Annotated in this window: 16 protein-coding genes and 1 pseudogene; 7 read left to right on the top strand and 10 right to left on the bottom strand. The window is 70.5% G+C overall.

The genetic code is table 11. From position 1 onward, the window contains the following. Positions 1-6: 6 nt before the first annotated feature. The 4 genes from ACR807_RS06925 to ACR807_RS06910 form a co-directional block, all read right to left on the bottom strand. Positions 7-1,302 carry a poly(ethylene terephthalate) hydrolase family protein gene (locus ACR807_RS06925; protein WP_438920375.1) on the bottom strand — a complete coding sequence of 432 codons (1,296 nt, stop codon included), beginning with the start codon at positions 1,300-1,302 and terminating at the stop codon, positions 7-9. A 103-nt stretch (positions 1,303-1,405) separates the two neighbouring features. Further along, positions 1,406-3,406, bottom strand: a complete 2,001-nt coding sequence (locus tag ACR807_RS06920) for a glycosyl hydrolase (RefSeq protein WP_438920374.1) — start codon at positions 3,404-3,406, stop codon at positions 1,406-1,408. Continuing rightward, complete coding sequence (locus tag ACR807_RS06915) at positions 3,403-4,479, bottom strand: ricin-type beta-trefoil lectin domain protein (RefSeq protein ID WP_438920373.1); 1,077 nt, start codon at positions 4,477-4,479, stop codon at positions 3,403-3,405. The genes ACR807_RS06920 and ACR807_RS06915 overlap by 4 nt, the downstream gene beginning before the upstream one ends. Positions 4,480-4,557: 78 nt before the next feature. Beyond that, positions 4,558-5,964 (bottom strand): glycosyl hydrolase, encoded by a 1,407-nt coding sequence (locus ACR807_RS06910; RefSeq protein ID WP_438920372.1) that lies wholly within the window; start codon positions 5,962-5,964, stop codon positions 4,558-4,560. 185 nt (positions 5,965-6,149) lie between these two features. Between ACR807_RS06910 and ACR807_RS06905 the strand changes: the two genes are divergently transcribed. Beyond that, positions 6,150-7,145, top strand: a complete 996-nt coding sequence (locus ACR807_RS06905; RefSeq protein WP_438920371.1) for an extracellular catalytic domain type 1 short-chain-length polyhydroxyalkanoate depolymerase — start codon at positions 6,150-6,152, stop codon at positions 7,143-7,145. Positions 7,146-7,446: 301 nt separating this feature from the next. On the opposite strand, the gene ACR807_RS06900 is transcribed toward ACR807_RS06905, so the two are convergent. Both ACR807_RS06900 and ACR807_RS06895 read right to left on the bottom strand, forming a co-directional pair. Beyond that, the gene (locus ACR807_RS06900) at positions 7,447-8,580 is read right to left on the bottom strand and encodes an ROK family transcriptional regulator (RefSeq protein WP_438920370.1); all 1,134 of its coding nucleotides are present in this window, start codon (positions 8,578-8,580) and stop codon (positions 7,447-7,449) included. 51 nt (positions 8,581-8,631) lie between these two features. Next, positions 8,632-8,991: a hypothetical protein gene (locus tag ACR807_RS06895; RefSeq protein ID WP_438920376.1), complete on the bottom strand. Its 360-nt coding sequence runs from the start codon at positions 8,989-8,991 to the stop codon at positions 8,632-8,634. On the opposite strand from ACR807_RS06895, the pseudogene ACR807_RS06890 reads away from it, so the two are divergent. Further along, positions 8,873-9,359, top strand: a pseudogene (locus ACR807_RS06890) (cation efflux transmembrane domain-containing protein); the annotation flags it as partial. The gene ACR807_RS06895 and the pseudogene ACR807_RS06890 overlap by 119 nt on opposite strands. Before the next feature lie 189 nt (positions 9,360-9,548). Here the strand turns inward: ACR807_RS06890 and ACR807_RS06885 are convergent. The 4 genes from ACR807_RS06885 to ACR807_RS06870 all read right to left on the bottom strand — a co-directional run bounded on the left by ACR807_RS06885 (position 9,549) and on the right by ACR807_RS06870 (position 12,304). Then, the gene (locus ACR807_RS06885) at positions 9,549-10,286 is read right to left on the bottom strand and encodes a hypothetical protein (protein ID WP_438920369.1); all 738 of its coding nucleotides are present in this window, start codon (positions 10,284-10,286) and stop codon (positions 9,549-9,551) included. Next, positions 10,283-10,702: a hypothetical protein gene (locus ACR807_RS06880; protein ID WP_438920368.1), complete on the bottom strand. Its 420-nt coding sequence runs from the start codon at positions 10,700-10,702 to the stop codon at positions 10,283-10,285. Before ACR807_RS06880 ends, ACR807_RS06885 begins: the two co-directional genes overlap by 4 nt. Next, positions 10,687-11,466, bottom strand: a complete 780-nt coding sequence (locus ACR807_RS06875; RefSeq protein ID WP_438920367.1) for a hypothetical protein — start codon at positions 11,464-11,466, stop codon at positions 10,687-10,689. The genes ACR807_RS06880 and ACR807_RS06875 overlap by 16 nt, the downstream gene beginning before the upstream one ends. A gap of 151 nt (positions 11,467-11,617) precedes the next feature. Next, a complete protein-coding gene (locus ACR807_RS06870; protein WP_438920366.1) occupies positions 11,618-12,304 on the bottom strand; it encodes a TetR/AcrR family transcriptional regulator in 687 nt (228 codons plus the stop codon). Positions 12,305-12,500: 196 nt separating this feature from the next. Between ACR807_RS06870 and ACR807_RS06865 the strand changes: the two genes are divergently transcribed. The 5 genes from ACR807_RS06865 (at position 12,501) to ACR807_RS06845 (ending at position 17,595) form a co-directional block, all read left to right on the top strand. Then, positions 12,501-13,295 carry a DUF4386 domain-containing protein gene (locus ACR807_RS06865; protein WP_438920365.1) on the top strand — a complete coding sequence of 265 codons (795 nt, stop codon included), beginning with the start codon at positions 12,501-12,503 and terminating at the stop codon, positions 13,293-13,295. 57 nt (positions 13,296-13,352) lie between these two features. Beyond that, positions 13,353-14,114 carry a DUF4386 domain-containing protein gene (locus tag ACR807_RS06860; protein ID WP_438920364.1) on the top strand — a complete coding sequence of 254 codons (762 nt, stop codon included), beginning with the start codon at positions 13,353-13,355 and terminating at the stop codon, positions 14,112-14,114. Then, positions 14,111-15,043, top strand: a complete 933-nt coding sequence (locus ACR807_RS06855; protein WP_438920363.1) for an oxidoreductase — start codon at positions 14,111-14,113, stop codon at positions 15,041-15,043. Before ACR807_RS06860 ends, ACR807_RS06855 begins: the two co-directional genes overlap by 4 nt. Before the next feature lie 845 nt (positions 15,044-15,888). After that, the gene (locus ACR807_RS06850) at positions 15,889-16,674 is read left to right on the top strand and encodes an STAS domain-containing protein (protein ID WP_438920362.1); all 786 of its coding nucleotides are present in this window, start codon (positions 15,889-15,891) and stop codon (positions 16,672-16,674) included. Between the two features lie 78 nt (positions 16,675-16,752). Beyond that, positions 16,753-17,595: a hypothetical protein gene (locus tag ACR807_RS06845; RefSeq protein ID WP_438920361.1), complete on the top strand. Its 843-nt coding sequence runs from the start codon at positions 16,753-16,755 to the stop codon at positions 17,593-17,595. Positions 17,596-17,635: the final 40 nt, after the last annotated feature.

Genomic DNA, 17,635 nt, shown 5'->3' with positions numbered 1-17,635 from the left:
CCGCAGTCAGCGGCGGCTCCACTTCTGGTTGCCCTGGCCGTTGCAGTTCCAGGCGTTGACCCGGGTGCCATTGGCCGTGCCCTGGCCGTCGGCGTCGAGGCAGAGGCCGGTCTGGTTGTGCCGGATCGAGCCGTCCGTGCCGTGGGTCCACTTCTGGTTCGCGCCGCCATTGCAGTCCCAGATCTGCGCCTGCGCTCCGGCGGCCGAGCCAGGCGCGAGATCGAGGCACTTCCCGTCGTGGACCCGCAGTTCGGACTCAGCCGTCACCGTCCACACCTGGTTGGCCTGGCCGTTGCAGTCCCAGAGCTGGACCTTCGCGCCGTTGGCCTGGCTCTGCCCGGTCACGTCCAGGCAGCGGCCGGACTGCTGCCCCACGTAGGCGTTGCCGGCCGGCCCGCCGGGGGTGGTCGTCGTGGTCGTGGTGGTCGGCGGAGTGGAGGGCACCAGCGGGCAGGTGCCCTGGTAGGTCCTGATCCCGCTCCAGTTCGCCAGCGGGCACAGGAACTGGGTGTAGCGGGTGTCGCTGTCGACGAACACCTTGATCCACGGGATGACGTTGCGCATCATCGTGGGGTTGTCCGAGGTGGGGAAGGCGTGACCGGCGCCGCCGAGTTCCAGGTACGCCTTCTCGATGCCGCCGGGGATCCCGTTGTAGAGGTTCTGGATGCTCGCGGGCGTGGTGGTGCCGTCGTTCTGCCCGGCCAGGAGCATGGTCGGGACCCGCGTGGTCGTCAGGTTCTGCGACGGGCTGAACGGCGCGAGCCCGACCGCGGTCTTCAACGAGGGGCGCTGGAGCGCCGCGTACATCGCCCCGCCGCCGCCCATGGAGTGGCCCATCACGGCGGTGCGGGTCGCGTCGACCCGGTCGCGCACGGAGCTGCGCTGGGTCAGGTAGTCCAGCGCGGCCAGCAGCTGCGTGCCCCGGGCGGTGTCCCAGTCGTCGCGGTTGTTGGTGTCGATGCCGATCACGACGAACCCGAACGAGGCCAGCCAGTGGCCCATCCACGCACCCTCTGCCGCCCACGTGGCGGTGTAGCCGGGGACGACGGCGATCGCGCCGAACCGGCCCTGGCCGGTGTCCGTCGGGTGGTAGATGGTCCCGCCGCCGAAGCCGTTCCCGGCCGGCACGCCGACCTGGGCCGTGGCGAACGTACCGCGGTTGGCCGACACGCTCGCCGAGGTCGGGTCCGGTCCCCGCTGATAGGGGTTATCCGCACCCGACGCCGGACCCGTCCCGCCCGCGACCGTCAGCGCCGCGACCGAGAGCGTGACGACGGCGAGGACGACGCCGTACCTCGACAACCGACCCGAGACCTGCCTCGGGGGGACGCCCCCGGGTAGCACCCGGGACGCGCCTGCGTCTTGAGCCACAGGTTCACCTCCTGCTGTATGCGGTGGGAGGACTTCACCCCGCGCGGATGTCGTCCAGGACAAGGGAGCCCTTCGTCGTGGCCACGCCGTCGGCCTGGTTGACGAAGACGTTGAACTGGGACAGGCCGCGCAGGTCGTCGGCGGTGATGCGGCGGTGGGCGTTGGCGGTGTCCCACGGCGCGGGGCGCCAGTCGGCGAACGGGATGGTCACGACTTCCGCCTCGGTACCGGCGAGCGAGGGGTACGCCTCGTAGGCGACGCCGCCCGCGTTGAGCTGGAGCACCAGCCTGTGGTTCGAGCCGTCCGGTCGCAACCACAGCGCCAGCCCGCTGTAGGCCGACCAGTCGCCTTCCAGACGCTTGCCGATGCCGGTGTAGGTCTGGAAGGTGAAGTCGTAGTCCAGTTCGAGCGCCTTTCCGCCGTTGTCGGCGGCCAGGGAAATGGTGTTGGCGCCGTAGGTGCTGTAGTCGGCGCGCAGCGCGGTGTCGTCGGGGTGACCCTCGAAATCGTCCACCACGCCCGGTGGCAGCGGCGGCTTGGCACCCAGGATGACGGTGTTGGTCAGCTCCAGTGGCCGCGCGCGGCCGGCGACCGAGGCTCGGACGTTCAACCGGGTCACCGTGTTGGTCAGGTTCTCCTCGCCGATGCGCCAGGTACCGGTGTGGTAGCCGGTGGCGCGGTCGTAGGTGAGCAGGTGCTTCTTGTTCGACGTGCCGACCGTGTAGTAGACGAGCAGCGCCTTGGCGTTGTTGACCTTGACCCGGACCGTGGTGGTGGGCGTGGTCACCCGTTCGCGGTCGGTCGGGGACACGATGTGCGCGGACGGCGCCTGGCGGACGGCCTTGGTCCGGCGGTCGAAGACGCGGTCGAGTTCGGCGGCGAACACCGAGTACGAGTCGGCGTGGAAGGCGCGGAAGTCCGGCAGCAGCTCGTGCTCGGGCAGGTCGCCGGCAGCCGGGTGGGGCACGAAGAACTGCTCGGGGCCGAAGTTGGTCCACGTCATCGCGTAGGCGGTCCGGCGGGCGTCCGGGTCGGCCTTGATGGCGTCGAGGACCTGCGTGTACCAGTGCAGGTTGCCGTTCTGACCGTTGGGCTTGAGCGCTCCGCTGATGCCGTACTCGGTGGCGGCGGAGACCTTGCCCTTCCCGTCCGCGATCCGTGCGATCATGGCCAGGTCGGCGACCAGGCCGTCCAGCCACTGCTCCGAGCCGTTGCTGCCGTCGTAGTTGTCGTAGCCGAACACGTCCACGTAGTCGTCACCGGGGTAGGTGCGCATGTAGACGTCGCTGACGCCGCCGTAGGAGCCGCCGGGCGAGTAGGCGTAGAGGAAGTTGTGGACGTCCTCGGTGTCGCGCAGGTACTCCACGGTGTAGCGCCACAGCTCGACGTACTGCGAGGCCGAGGCGTGCGCCGCGCCCCACCAGAACCACGAGCCGCTGTTCTCGTGGAACGGCCGGAAGATGACCGGGATGGGGCGACCGCGGTCGTCGGTGATCGCGTGCGCCAGGCGGGCCACCCGGTTGAGGTAGGCGCGGAACTGGGCGTTGTGATCGCCGCCGGGCAGGATGCGGGCGACCACGTTGCCGCTGGTGTCGCCGTAGTTGCCGCCGGTGACGAAGTTGTTCATGTGGGCGCTGATGGTGTTGATGCCGCCGACGCGGTGGGCGGCCTTGACCAGCTGCACGTACTTGGCGAACTTCTCCTCCGGTGTGCCGGGTGAGGAGCCGTAGCCCTGGTCGCTCATGTCCCAGCCGAACACTGCCGGGTGATCCCCGACCCCGGCCTCCACGTCGGAGTTGACGCCGTCTGCGGTGGCGAAGGTGAGGCCGAACTCGGTGGTCTGCTGGTGCCCGAACAGCACGCCCCGCCCGCGCTGTGCGCGCAGGTAGGCGAACAGCGAGCGGGTTTCCGGGGTCGCCTTCTCGTCGACCACCCGCACGTCGACGGGCCGGTCGCCGTGCGCGGAGGCGGTGGTGGGCGCCGCCACCGCCAGCGCGGCGGTGACGGCGACGACCAAGGCGACGAGGCGCCTCACCGGCGGGTCCACTTCTGGTTGGCCTGCCCGTTGCAGTACCAGGAGTTGACACGAGTCCCGTTGGTCGTGCCTTGGCCGTCCGCGTCCAGGCACAGGCCGGTCTGGTTGTGGCGGATCGAGCCGTCCGAGGCCGGCGTCCACTTCTGGTTGGCGCCGCCGTTGCAGTCCCAGATCTGCGCCTGGGTCCCTGCGGCGGAGTTCGGCGCCAAGTCGAGGCACTTGCCGTTGTAGACGCGCAGCTCCGAGGCGCTCGTGGCGGTCCAGCGCTGATTCGCGCCGCCGTTGCAGTCCCACAGCCGGATCAGCGCCCCGTTGGTCTGGCTGGCGCCGGAGACGTCCAGGCAGCGGCCGGACTGCTGCCCGACGAAAGCGTTGCCGGTCGTGGGGGTGCCGGAGGTGAGTGCCGCGGTCAGGACCGGGTACCAGCGCGCCTCGATCTTGCGGATGCCCGAGTCGTTGGGGTGCACGCCGTCGCCGGTGTCGGTGGAGGTGTTGAAGCCGCTCCACTGGTCCACCACGGTGATCGGCGACTGGGACGTCGTGTTCGCCCTCGCCCAGCCGGGGATGGCGTTGTTGAGGTCGACCACGCGCTGGTAGCAGGCCGAGCAGTTGGCCGGGGTCATCGGCAGGATCTGCGCGACGAGGACCTTCATCGACGGGTTGCTCGCGCGCATCTGCCCGAGCAGCTTGGTATAGGCGCCCAGGATGGTGCTCGCGGGAATGTTGCTCCATACGTCGTTGGTGCCCAGATGCATCAGCACCACGTCGGGTCGGGTCGCCGACAACCAGCCCGGGAGCTGGTTCTGGTCCGCGATCCGGGTGGCGAGGAACCCTCCGTGCCCCTCGTTCTCCCCGTCGTAGGCGAACCCGCAGCCCGGCGCGGGCAGCGTGCCGACGAAGTCGACGTCGGTGTAGCCGGTGTTGCGCAGGTGCTGCCACAGCAGGGCGCGCCAACAGCCCGGCGACCCGGTGATCGAGTCACCCAGGGCCATGATCCTCGTCGGCGAGGCCGTCGACGCCTGCGGGACCATCAGGGACAACGCGGCCAGCACCGCGACCAGCACACTGCTCACCAACGAGCGTGTTCTCATGGCAGACCTTCCGAGCGAAGCGATGATCTTGTTCGTCGTCCGGGGACGTCCGGGCGGCGGTTACCTCAGGTTGGGCAGCTCGTCGCGGGTGACGACGTAGCTGTGGTTGTAGACCTTCCGCAGGTGGCTGATCGAGTTGCTGACGGTGAGGTGGTTGCCGTGCCAGGTGCCGAACAGCACCCAGCGGGTGCCGGTGGAGACGAGCCGGTCGGGGTCGGGGATGGGGCCGTTCTCGTGCAGCGCGATCGGCACGGACGTTCCGACGATGGTGCGCACGGCGTTGTACATGGCGTTCTGCGGGTCGTAGTTGCCGTCACCGGCGTAGGTGTCGGCGCCGCCGATGTCCACGACGGGCTTCCCGGGGTAGAACGACGCCTGCGGCTGGCCGTTGTAGCCGTGCAGCCACACCAGGTTGTTCAGCCCCTTCACGCGGGTGAAGTAGTCGAACGTGAAGTTCCACAACCGGTTGTACTGGCCGCCGCCCTCCTTGCTCCACCAGAACCACGTGCCGCCGGCCTCGTGGAACGGCCGCCAGATCACCGCCGCGCCCGCGTCCTCCAGCTGCTGGAGCATGGCCGCCGACTGGTCGAGCCGGTCGGTGAACGAGCGGTGCTCGGCCGTGCCCGGCGTCAGCACGGCGTTGATCGACACCTGCATCTGCGTGCCCTCGTAGGTGTCGGGCTTGGTCGGCGCGCCCATGTGGTAGCCGATCATCGGGATGCCGCCGGCCTGCCACCACGCGATGGCGCGCGGCGCGAGGTCCTTGGAGTCGCCGAAGTCCAGCGCGCGGATCGCCGGGTACTTGCCCGTGTTGGTGCGGATGTGGTTGATCTCGTGGTCCGGGCCGCCGATCCAGGTCGACTCCTGCTGGCCGGAGATGATGTGGTTGCCGTACTGCGAGTACAGGTAGCAGAGCAGCTTGCGCGCCTGCGGCGTGGGGTTGGGCGTCACCGGGTCGACCGAGCAGGCCGGGTCGGGGCCCGGACCGGTGCCGGCGCGGAACTGCTGGTTGGCTTGGCCGTTGCAGTTCCAGGTGTTCACGGCGGTCCCGTTCGCGGTGGCCTGGTTGTCGACGTCCAGGCACAGGCCGGACTGGGTGGCGGTGATGCTGCCGTTCGGGTTGAGCCGGAACTTCTGGTTCGCGCCGCCGTTGCAGTCCCAGGTCGCCAGGCGGGTGCCGGCGGTGGTGCTGCCGTTGGGCACGTCCAGGCACTTGGAGCCGTTGAAGACCCGTAGTTCGCCGGAGGAGGAGAACTCCCAGCCCTGGTTGGCGCCGCCGGTGCAGTCCCAGATCCGCACCGGCGCGCCGTTGGCGGTGGAGTTGCCCGTGACGTCCAGGCAGCGGCCGGACCCGACGCCCACCAGCGGAGCGGGAGCGGCCTGCGCGGGGGTGGTCGCCATCATCAGCGCCGGGGCGGTCAGCGCCAGGGTGAGCAGGGCTCTGCCCAGGCGTGGTGGTGTACGCATCCGATCTCCTTTGATCATCGCGGACGAGGCGGAGCAGGAGCAGTCCAGAGATTGTTAGGTTCGTGACGAAACAAAGTCAAGCCTTCGAGTCCCACCGAGACGCCACCCTTGACTTCGTTTCACCGGAAACTTAACAATGATTCGACCAGGTCGACCGCGCTCATCGACGAGACAAGGCGGTTCGGATGGCACACCGCAGCTCATCGAGGGTGGCGGCGGTCTTCGTCGCCCTGCTCGCCTGCCTGGTGGCGCCGATGGCCACCCCCATGGCCCACGCCGCGTCATTGCATGAGGTCGGGGACTTCGGCGATAACCCGAGCGGGATCAGGATGTTCGTGTACGTGCCGGACAACGTGGCGGCCAGACTCGCCGTGGTGGTCGGCGTCCACTCGTGCCACGGCAGCGCGCAGGACTTCCACGCCGGCACGCAGTACGCCTCACTGGCCGACCGGTACGGACTCATTGTGGTCCACCCGTCGGCCGTCGGCTCCGACAGCTGCTGGGACGTCCACTCCCCCACCGTGATCAAGCACAACGGCCGCGGCGACGCCCAGGGCATCGTCTCGATGGTCGAGTACGTGCAGCAGCGCTACAACGGCGACCCGGGCCGCACGTTCGTCACCGGCCACTCCTCGGGCGGCACGATGACCAACGTCCTGCTCGGCTCCTACCCGGACGTGTTCCAGGCCGGCGCGTCGTTCGCGGGCGTGCCCTTCGGCTGCTTCGCCGGGTCGAACCCCTGGCACACCGACTGCGCCGAGGGCCGCGTCAACAGGACCCCGCAGCAGTGGGACGACCTGGTGCGCGACGCCTACCCCGGCTACAGCGGACGGCGCCCGAGGGTGCAGCTGTGGCACGGCACCGAGGACAACGTGCTGCGCTTCGCCAACTTCGGCAAGGCGATCGAGCAGTGGACCAACGTCCACGGCGTGAGCACGACGCCGACCTCCACCGAGTACAACACCCAGCGCAGCACCTGGACCCGCACCCGCTACGGCTCCCGGGTCGGGGCGATCAAGGAGCAGGGGCAGCCGCACAACCTCCGGATCCTCGCCGACGAGGTGCTCCGCTTCTTCGACCAGCAGACGGGCGGCGGCACCTCACTGGTCGGCGCGCAGTCCGGCCGATGTCTCGACGTCGCGTCGGCCAGCCGCGCCAACGGCGCCGCGGTGCATCTGTGAGACCGCAACGGCGTCGCCAACCAGCAGTGGACTTCCACGGCGAGCGGTGAACTGCCGGTCTACGGCGACAAGTGCCTCGACGCCACCGGTCAGGACACGGCCGTCCAGATCTGGTACTGCAACGGGCAGACCAGCCAGAGGTGGGTCCGGCGCTGAGGGCAGCGGGAATCGCCGAACCTCGCGGACGGTCGCCGCTCCCGTTCTTCTCGCGGTCGTCAGCGCGGCGGTCGTCAGCGCGGCGGTCGTCAGCGCGGCGGTCGTCAGCGCGGCGGTCGTCAGCGCGGCGGTCGCCCGGCGCCCTTCAGACCGCGCCGGTGATCGTCTTCCTGATGGCGAGGGCGGCTGCCGAGCGGGCCCACTCGCCGAAGTCGAACGACCGCACGTCGAGGTCGATCAGCGCGAGGTCGTCCTCGTAGGTGTCCTCGATGCCCTTGCGCACCACCGGCGCGGTCAGCTCGTAGAGCGGCAGCCCCTCACCGGTGAGCAGGATCTTCTGCGGGTCCAGGAAGTTGGCCGCGGTGCCGATGAGCACGCCGAGCGCGTAACCGGAGCGCTCGAACACCTCCCTGGCCCGCTCATCACCGGCGCGGACCCGTTCGACCGCCTCGTCGTAGGTCGGGGAGCCGTCGAGCTGCCGGAGGATCACGTGCGTCATGAGGAAGCTGGAGGCGCAACCCCGGTGGCCGTAGCCGCAGTGCGGGCCGTCGGGGTCGACGCGGATGTGGCTGAACCGGGGAGGCAGGCCGTGCGCGCCCTCGACCAGCTTGCCGTCGACGACCAGGCCGGTGCCGACCCCCGCGCCGATGGTGATGACCACCATGGACGTCGTCCCGGCGCCGGCGCCGAACCAGTGCTCGGCCGCCGTGAGCGCCTGCACGTCGTTGTCCACGGCGGTGACCACGCCCGTCACCTCGGTCAGCCGCGGCCCCAGCGGCACGTCGGTCCAGTCCAGGAAACCGGCCTGGGCGACCACGCCCGCCCGCACGACACCGCCGAGGATCACCCCCAGCCCGGTCAGCCCGGGGAACCGCGCCGCCACCTCGGTGATCGCGTCGACCACCTCGTCGGGGTCGCGGCCGGGCAGCGGCTGCTCGACCTCGTCCACCACCGTCGCGGTCAGGTCGGTCACCACGGCGAACAACCGGTCGGCGGTGAGCTTGACCCCGAGGAACCGGTGCGACGCGCCGTGCACGTGCAGCATCTCCGAGGGCCTGCCGGTGGTGGAGCGCAGCTCCGTGGCCCCCTCCACCAGCAGCCCTTGCGTCACCAGGGACTTGGTCACGCGGGACAGCGTGGGCCGGGACAGCCGCAGCCGGTCGGCGAGTTCGCTGCGCGACCTGGTGCCGTGGACGAGCAGCTCCAGCAGCACGCCGCGTCCCGCCTCGGTGAGGTGTGGCCAGGACGGTGCGGTGCGGACACGACTCCCCCGGGACACCCCCCGAAGATACCTCCCCGTGCCGGGTGTCCCACGCCACCACACGACCGTTCACAGTCGGCACGATCCGCGCCAGCCACAAACGGTCGCCGAGGTGTCGGGCGTCAACCCTCTTGAGAGGCCTGTCCAGTTGCCATAGCCCAACAGGTGCAGACGCGCCTCGCCGCACACGTGCCCCTCCCGGTCACACAGACCCAGCGGCGCCAGGTGCGCGAGGGCGGGCCGGAACCCGATGCACCGGCTGACGGTGTCGGCGGCGGCCAGGACCTGGCGATCCATCAGCTGGGCGGTCACCGCGCTGACCGGCTTCGGCCTGGACTCCGTCATCGAGGTCGCCTCGGCCACCGCGGTGGCCTGGCAGTTCTCCGGCGCCGACCCCGACAAGCGCGAACGGACGGCGTTGAAGGTCATCGCCGTGTCGTTCTTCGCCCTGGCCGCCTACGTCACCGTCGAATCCGTGCACTCCCTGCTCGGCACGGCCGAAGCCGGACACTCCACCGCGGGCATCGTGCTCGCGGCGGTGTCACTGCTGGTCATACCTCATACCGTTCCTGTCGACCGCACAACGCCGCACCGGACGCGAACTGGGCTCGGCCAACGCCGTCGCCGACTCCAAACAGACCATGCCGTGCACCTACCTCTCCGGCGCACTGCTCGTCGGCCTGCTCATCAACTCACTGTTCGGCTGGTCCTGGGCCGAGTCGATCGTCGCCCTGCTCATCGCCGCCGTCGCGGTCAAGGAAGGACGCCAGGCCTGGCGCGGCGAGCACTGCTGCTGAGATCGGCAATTCCGAACGGCGTCGACCCGGAATCCTCGAGGCCGTCACATCGGGACGTCCCGCGACTCGGACTCGATCATTGACGACTCGGGCACCGTGGCCGCCACGACCTGGTCCATGTCGGGGTACAGGTCGAACCCCGACCGGGTTGGCGACCTCCCGCTGGCCCAGCAGTACACGGTCTCGTCGTCAGAACCGGCCTGACCGCAGCCGACCCGCGTAGTCCACGAGCGTCATGTGATCGGTCGGGTATCGCGCCGCCCACGCGGCGGCCCCTGCCTCGGCAGCGTCGATCAGCACTGCGGCCCGCCCGGGCTGGGAGGCGAGGAGATAGCTTTCGGCGAGGAGGAGCATCGCCGATGCGGTGGTCGGGTGATCGCCGAGCACGCGCTCGGCCCGCCGGACGTTCTCCTGCTGCCGTGCCAGCGACTCGAACTGCCGGCTCCTCGCCCACAAGCGCAGCGCCCGGTCGGTGCGGAGCGCGAGGTCACGCGCGTGGTCGGGTACGACGAGCAGAGCCGCTGCCAGGGTGCTGCCCGCGCCGACGAGCGCGATGAACGGGCCGACGGTGACGTGGACGTCGATGCCGGGTTCGGCGCCGATGGAGTTGATGTCGAGCAATGCCCAGGCGCCGGCGAACAACGCAGCTCCGATGAGCACGTTGCGGTGCACCGGCCGTGCCCGGTACCGGATCAGCACGAACGCCACCACCGCGACGGCGATACCGGCGACCGCCGCCGTGAGCGCGTCGCCGCCGGCCAGGTGGTACCGGTCGCCCACGGTCGGGTTCCGGCCCGTTCGCGGACCGAACCCGACCGTGGGGTCGTCCACTCCCGGCCCGCCCGCCCACGGGATCACAGCACCGATGATCAGCAGCACCGCACCGAACACGGTCAGCGCGGCCACCGCGTTTTTCCGTCGGCTCACCAGGCACCCACCGTGGAACTGGCCCAGGTCTGGTAGAGAAGGATGCCCAGGGTGGGCGCGAGCGGCACGGCCAGCGGGGACAGCACGAGCGTCCCGATCGCCGCCCACCTGGTCGTGCGCAGCGCGCGGGCGACCATGACGAGCAAGCCCGGTCCGAGCAGCGCCAGGGTGATCGACGAGAGCAGGACCCGGGTCGGGCTGTCGCCCGCGACCGGGAAGAGGAACCCGAGCCACGAGTCGTGGACGAGCCACCCGACGCCGCGCACCAGCGTGAGCAGCACGTTGAAGAGAATCACCAGCGGGACGGAGACGAGCAACAGCAGCACCAGGTCGTCGTACTTCGGAGGTGTGCGACCTGCCTCGAAAGTGGCCTGGGCGAGTCGTTCGCGCTGTTCGTCGGTCAACCCGTCGTCCATCGACTCGGCTCCTCGAATCGTCGGCGCGCCCGCTCACGGCCCCGGTAGGTGACGATCCAGAGCACCGCACCCGCGAGCGACAACAGAAGCCGCCCCCAGCCCGCGGTGACAGGTTCGACATCAGGACCGACGGCCAGTCGGGTGGCGCCGCCCAGCGGTGTCGACACGGTGTACTCACCCGCGGGTATCTCCGCGGCCAGGATCGTCGCGGCGCTCCACCGGCCGTGCTCGTCGGAACGCAGGTAGGTGCGGGAGGCCCGCTCCAGCCGGGCGGGGTGGGGATTGAGGGTGACCGGCGGGTCGATGGCCACCACCACACCGGTGTCCCTGAGCGCGTGCAGCCCTTCCAGAGCGGTGTCGACCAGGTACGACGCCTCGGCGCCGATCCGGCGTTCCACCCAGAGAAGCCGGACGCCGCTTTCCGGGACCACGAGCCGCGCCGGAGCCGAGGAGTCCACCCGGAGGTAGTCGGCGACGGCTCCGGAAAGCCGGGTGTGAGCATCGAACAGGGGCGCTGGTACGGACAGGAACCCGCCGAGCCACAGCGCGACGGCGAGGGTGAAGCACCACCGGGGTGGTCCGGTGGCGATGAAGGCCCTGGCGACGGACACCCGGTTGCGCCTCTCGAGCGTGACGGTCGGAGCGGCCGGAAGGTCGTCCGGGCCTGGCGCCCTCACAAGACCGCACGTGTGCGACGACCACAACGCAGGATTGCGGGGTGGCCGGTTCACGTTAGTCACGTGGTGATCGAGGTGGTGAGCCACCGACGGAAGCCGGGGCCCGTGGACCGAAGTGCCACCACCGAAGCCCCGGGTACCCGATCAATCCGTTCGGGAGACAAAGCAGCCGCTACCACCATGCAATGAACAGCCGTCCTCCGTACTCCTTCCGGGTGTACGCCGGCTCCCGCTTCGGTCACCGTCGGGCGCCAGCGGCGGTGATGCCGTCGAGCAGTCGGTGCAGCCCCCAGAGGTACTGGTCGGTGGAGATGTGGTCGGCCATGGTGGTGGCCGCCGCGGCCGACAGCGGGTAGCGGTCGGCGGGGATGGCGGAGAAGGCACCCCGCCTGCGGGTGATCCGATCCGCCTCCGGCGGCAGCGGTCCGTGGCCGTCGACGTCGGCTATCTCCAGGGCGATCGAGCCGAGCACGTGGACGACGACCAGGTAGGAGGCACGCGCGGCGTCGGCGGGGTCGAGTCCGGCGTCGGCGAGGACTTCGAGGAGCCGTTCGTTCAACGCCAGGGCATGGGGGCCGTCCAACGGCCCTCCGATCAGCAGGGGCACGGCGCCCGGGTGCGCCGAGATCCGCTGCCTGAGCTCCAGTGCCAGTGCCTCCACCCGCAGCCGCCACGGCTGGGAGCGGTCGGCGAACACGTCGTGGTCGACCTCGCCGAGCAGGCGGTCGACGATCGCCTTGACCACGGCGGCCTTGTCCGGGAAGTACGTGTACACCGCGTTGGGGGCGACCTCGACCCTGGCGGCGATGCCCCGCACGGACGCCGCAGCGGGTCCTCCCTCGTCGAGCAGGTCCAGTGCGGCGTCGAGGATCTCGTCCTCGGTGAGCGCCCGCCGGGGGCCGCGACGGCCTCTCTTGACTGACACGGCCATGAGCGTGCGTGCCCTTCCCTTGACTTCGGTCCGGACCAGGAACAGGATTTGTACAGCGTACAAAATACCGCTCCCGTTCGGGAAGTCGACGACGCCGGGAATATCCGGCGGCGCCCACGTCGCGCCCGCACGTCCTTCCCGCCACGACGACCTCGTCGGGCGACAGCACACTCTCCCGTGAGGAGATCCGATGACGCCCGGTGCCCGGACACCGCCCGCACCACGGCAGACCGGGGATGGCTCCATCGCCGCCGCGCCCGTGACGGCGGCGACCCGCTCGATCCGTAACGCCGCGATCGCGGCGGGGACAGGCCTGCTGCTGATGGCGGCTCTGGCCGGCTTCGCGAAGGTGTTCGTCCTCGACGGGCTGCTGACGCGCGGGGACGCGGGACGGACGGCGGCGGGCATCACGGAGTCCGGCACCCTGTTCCGGCTCGGTGTGACGAGCCTGTTCCTGGTCGTCGCGCTCGACGTGGTCGTGGCCTGGGGGCTGTACCGGGTGTTGAGCGCGGTGGACCGGAACACCTCGATGGTCGCGGCGGCGTTCAGGCTCGTGTACGCGGGTGTCTTCATGGTCGCGATCGCCCGGCTGCTGGGGGCGGTGCGCCTGCTCGGCGACGGCGACCACCTCGGGGTGTTGAGCGTGGATCAGCGCAACGCCCAGGTGATGCTGGAGGTCGACGCGTTCTACGACCTCTGGGCGGTCGCACTCGTCCTGTTCGGCGCGCACCTGGTCGTGGTCGGCTACCTGGCGCACCGCTCGGGCTTCATGCCGAAGGTCCTCGGCGCGCTGGTGGTCATCGCGGGACTCGGCTACCTGGTCGACAGCTTCGGCGTGATGCTCACCCCACACCCCTGGCCCGACATCGCCACCTACACGTTCGTCGGCGAGTTCCTGCTGGCGCTGTGGCTGGTGATCCGAGGTCGCCGCCTCACCGCGGGCGCACTTCGGCGGCGCGAAGACCCGGTCACCACCGCGCGATGACCGCGACCCGACGTGACGACCGCTTCGACCCCTACGACCGGACATGAGGCCACCCCGATGTCAGCACCGGAAAGAGCGCACCCGCCCACCACCACCGCCCCGACGACACAGCGAGCCGGGCCGACGACGGCGTCCACCAGGAAGACCGCCGCGCTCGTCGGACTGCTCTTCCTCACCGCCACCGTCGCGTTCATCTTCGCCGACACGCTCAACTCCGGTGTCCTGGACCGGCCCGACTTCCTGGCCGGCGCGTCCGCGCAGACCACCGCGCTGGCCACCGGCGCGATCCTGCTGGCGGGCCAGTTCGGGGTCGTGGGGATCGCCGTCCTGCTGTACCCCCTGCTCAAGCGGCACGGGGAGTCCCTGGCCCTCGCGCACGTGGGTTTCCGCGTCGCCGAACTCGCGGCGAGCCTGTTCTACCTGGCGATCCCGCTGCTGGTGATCGAACTCGGCGCCGGGCTGCGCGACGGCACGGTCGACACGTCCGTCACGACGGGCCTCGAAGCGCTGCTGCGGGCGCAGTACGGCGTGGCCATCCTGATGATCTACCTCGTCACCACCGCCGCCGGCATGTGCATGACCACCCTGCTGTACCGGTCGAGACTGGTCCCCCGGTGGATCGTGCTGTTCGGCGTCATCGGCTATCCGGCGTTGCTGGCGGGGTGCGTGCTGGACGTGTTCGGCGTCCTCGACGTGACCGCGGGCGTCGGGATGATCGCGTTGGTCCCCGGCGGCCTGTTCGAGTTGATCCTCCCGATCTGGCTGTTCACCAAGGGCTTCACCTTCCCCGATCGCGACCGGGCGGACTTCGGGTCATGAGCGGGTGGACGTTCGACGACATCCCCGACCAGACCGGCCGCACGGCGGTCGTCACCGGCGCCAACACCGGCATCGGCTTCGAGACGGCGCGGATGCTCACCCGCAAAGGCGCCGACGTGGTGCTGGCCTGCCGCAACCCGGACAAAGGACATGCGGCCGTGCGGGCCATCCGCGCCGACGCCCCTTCGGGAACCGTGAGGTTCGCGCTGCTGGACCTGGCCGACCTCGACTCCGTTGCCGCGTTCGCCGACGCGTTCCGGGCGGGCGACGACAGGCTCGACCTCCTCGTGGACAACGCGGGCGTCATGGTGCCGCCGCCCACCCGCACGAAACAGGGCTTCGAGCTGCAGTTCGGGACCAACCACCTCGGTCACTTCGCCCTCACCGCACAGTTGTTCCCACTCCTGGAACGGACACCGGGATCGCGGGTCGTCGTGGTCTCCAGCATGACGCAGAACACCGCGCTGATCGACTTCGACGACCTCGACTGGAAGCGCCGCCGGTACGAGGCCGGCAAGGCCTACGGGCAGAGCAAGCTCGCGAACATGCTGTTCGCGCTCGAACTGCACCGCCGCACCGGGGCCGGACACCCGCGGGTGACGGCCGCCCACCCCGGCTGGACCGCGACCGACCTCGGACGCACCGCGGGGGCCTTGGCCCGGTTCGTCAGCCCACTGGTCGGGATGAAGCCGCACGACGGCGCACTGCCCACGCTCCGCGCCGCCACCGACCCGGACGCCGAAAGCGGCAGCTACTGGGGCCCGACCCGCTTCTTCGAGCTCAAAGGCCCTCCCGCCCGCGCCCGGATCTCCGCACGCGCGAAGGACACCGCCGCGGCCCGGCGACTCTGGGACGACAGCGAGAAGCTCACCGGTGTCACGTTCGCCTTCACCCCACCCGGTGACGCTCCGGCCCGAGGACCGGCGTAGCGGACCGACCCCAACGTCAAGCAATGCCCAAGTCCACCACCGGGAAGCGTGCCAGCACACATACCGGCGCTCCGGACGATTCCGATCGCACGCGAGCGATCATCCCTGGAACCATGAAGGGACAGCGATGCCGACCTGGATCTACGCAGTCGTCTTCTGCGCAGTCGTATTGCTCGTGGGATACCTGGTCGACCGGCGTTCCCGCGCCCAACGGGCAGGATTGGACGTGCCCGCCGACACCAGGGGGCGATCGGGCGCCGACACGACTTCCCGGGCACGACTCGGCCCGCACGGGGCCGGCGGCGCCGATGGTGTCACCAATGGCTCCTACGGCGGTAACGACAGCAACGGCTGACCGGTCCTCCACCGCGCTGGTCCTCCACCGCGGTCGGGGCCCGCCGGCCCGATCGACCCGCCATCGCGACCGCGTACCAGCGACGTCCTTGCACGCTTCCGGCAGTCCCGCCGACCACGGACGCCGTTCAGGGCCGCCGCGCCACCGCCGTCCGGTGAGCGGGTCGACATCACGACCACGCCCTGGCTGCCCTACACCGGCAGCCCCACCACGGCGCGTTCTCGTCGACTCCGGCAGCGGCCCCGGCCGGGCGGCCCCGGACGTGTTCCCGGACACCGGTCGGACGGTGGTCGTCCTCGGCAACCGCGACACGAGCACCCGGCCGATCGTGGCATTGGGGCGACAGTCGGTCACCTCAGGGTGAGGCGGGCGGCTTCGACCACATCCGCCGAACGCCGCCCCACCTGCGGAGGCATGCGTTCGGGTGGCATTCGCCGTCGTCCGCTGATGCGCGGAGCGCGCGGCAGCCAGGCGCTGTAGTGACGGTACGGTGGACCAGTCCGCTTCGTCCGAGAGCAGACCGCGCGGTCCCGGCTCGGAACTGTCCCTGCCGGTCCGGTCCCACCACGACGTGGTGCTGCTGTGCCCCGCCGGCCGGTTGGACCTGTCGACCTACGCACGGTTGCGCGACGGTCTGCTCAAGCACATGATCGAGCAGCCGCAGGCGCTGATCGTCGTCCTCGGTCCCGGGTTCGAGATCGGCAGCGGTTCCATGACCAGCGTGTTCGTATCGGTGTGGACGCGCTGTCAGAGCTGGTCGAGCACCCCGCTGCTGCTCGCCGCCACGACCGCCGGCCACCGCCGCATGCTCGCCCGCAACGGCATCCCCCGGTTCCTGCCCTGCCACGACGGGGTGCCCGCGGCGCTGGACGCCGTCGGCGACCCGCCGCCGCGGCAACGGGACCAGGCGCTGCTCCCCCTCGACACCGACACCGACCACCTGGCCCGCGACTTCACCCGACGCACCTGCCGCGCGTGGGAGGGCCTGCACGAGGTCACCCCAAGCACGGCACTGCTGGCCGGTGAGCTGGCCGGGTTGGCCCGATCGACCGCGATTCCCGGCACCGTGCTGATCCTGCTGCTGGAACGCCGTCCCGAGCACCTGGCCGTCGCCGTCCGCTACTTCGGCGCCGCCCGTCCCGCCACCGCGCCCGACCTGACCAGGACGCGCCGGCTGAGCACGGCCTCCGGCACCGTCCACACGCCCGACGGACACGTCCTCTGGGCCACCGTCAGCCTCAACCGCCCCCCACGCCGCCCGGACCGGGGCCACTGACGACGGCGGGACGCGGACGCGGCCCGGCTCCCACCGGATGCCCACAATTCGCCCACAACCCGGGCGCAGGGTCACCGCATGAACCCATCCACGCGCACTGTGGCGATCGCGTTGGCCACGACCGCCGTCGCCGTTCTCGGCGGCCTGTCCTCGCCGGCCGTCGCCGCCGCACAGCCGATCGGCGTCCAGGCACTGGACGAACTGGTCGGCAGCGGCCGGGGCACGGTGTTCCGGGCCGCGAGCACGGTCGGCGCGCCGCTGCTCGCCCGCTTCGACTACCACTTCACGGGCGGCGACCACCACATCCGGCAGGTGGCGGCGATGCCGCTGCCGCAACAGCTGGCGGTGCAGGTCTCGTTCGCCGACGCGAACAGCGACGACAACTTCGACTACCGCCTCGCCCACGAGCGGGTCGATCCGACCGGGATCTCGCAGCACTCGTTCCACGGCAACTGCAGGGGCGAGTGCTCGGTGCCCCTCTTCACCCGCCCGAGCGGGAGCTTCCTGTTCGTGCTCACCGGCTTCCGCGTCGCGTTCGACAACGGCGACCACCACCTGGACAAGATCGGGATCACCGAGAGCGGCGGTTTCCTGGTGACGGCGTTCCGGGACCGGAACGGGGACGACCCCTTCACCTACGACGTCGACTACGCGTGGGTGCCGACCAGTCGGCTCCGCAGCACCCTGGCGACGGGCCTGGTGCGTGACAGCGGCACCGCCACGCTGCCCGCGAACGCCGGGCCGAAGGTGATCCAGGGCTTCGTCATGGACAACACGGGCACCGGTTCGGCCGGCGACGACCACATCCGCGACCTGGGTGTCGTGGCCGACGCCGGCTCGATCCGACTCCGGTACGGCGACAACGACCCCACCGACTCCGCGGACTGGTCGTTCCAGGTCCGGTCCGCGGTCGTGAGCTGACCGAAAGGGGTATCCGCGGCGGGCACGGCGGCTCTTCACA

This window comes from Saccharothrix sabaoui, from assembly GCF_051756985.1.
Taxonomy (GTDB): domain Bacteria; phylum Actinomycetota; class Actinomycetes; order Mycobacteriales; family Pseudonocardiaceae; genus Actinosynnema.
Note: the sequence above shows the minus strand (reverse complement) of the source record. Positions and strands in the feature narration are given on the sequence as shown.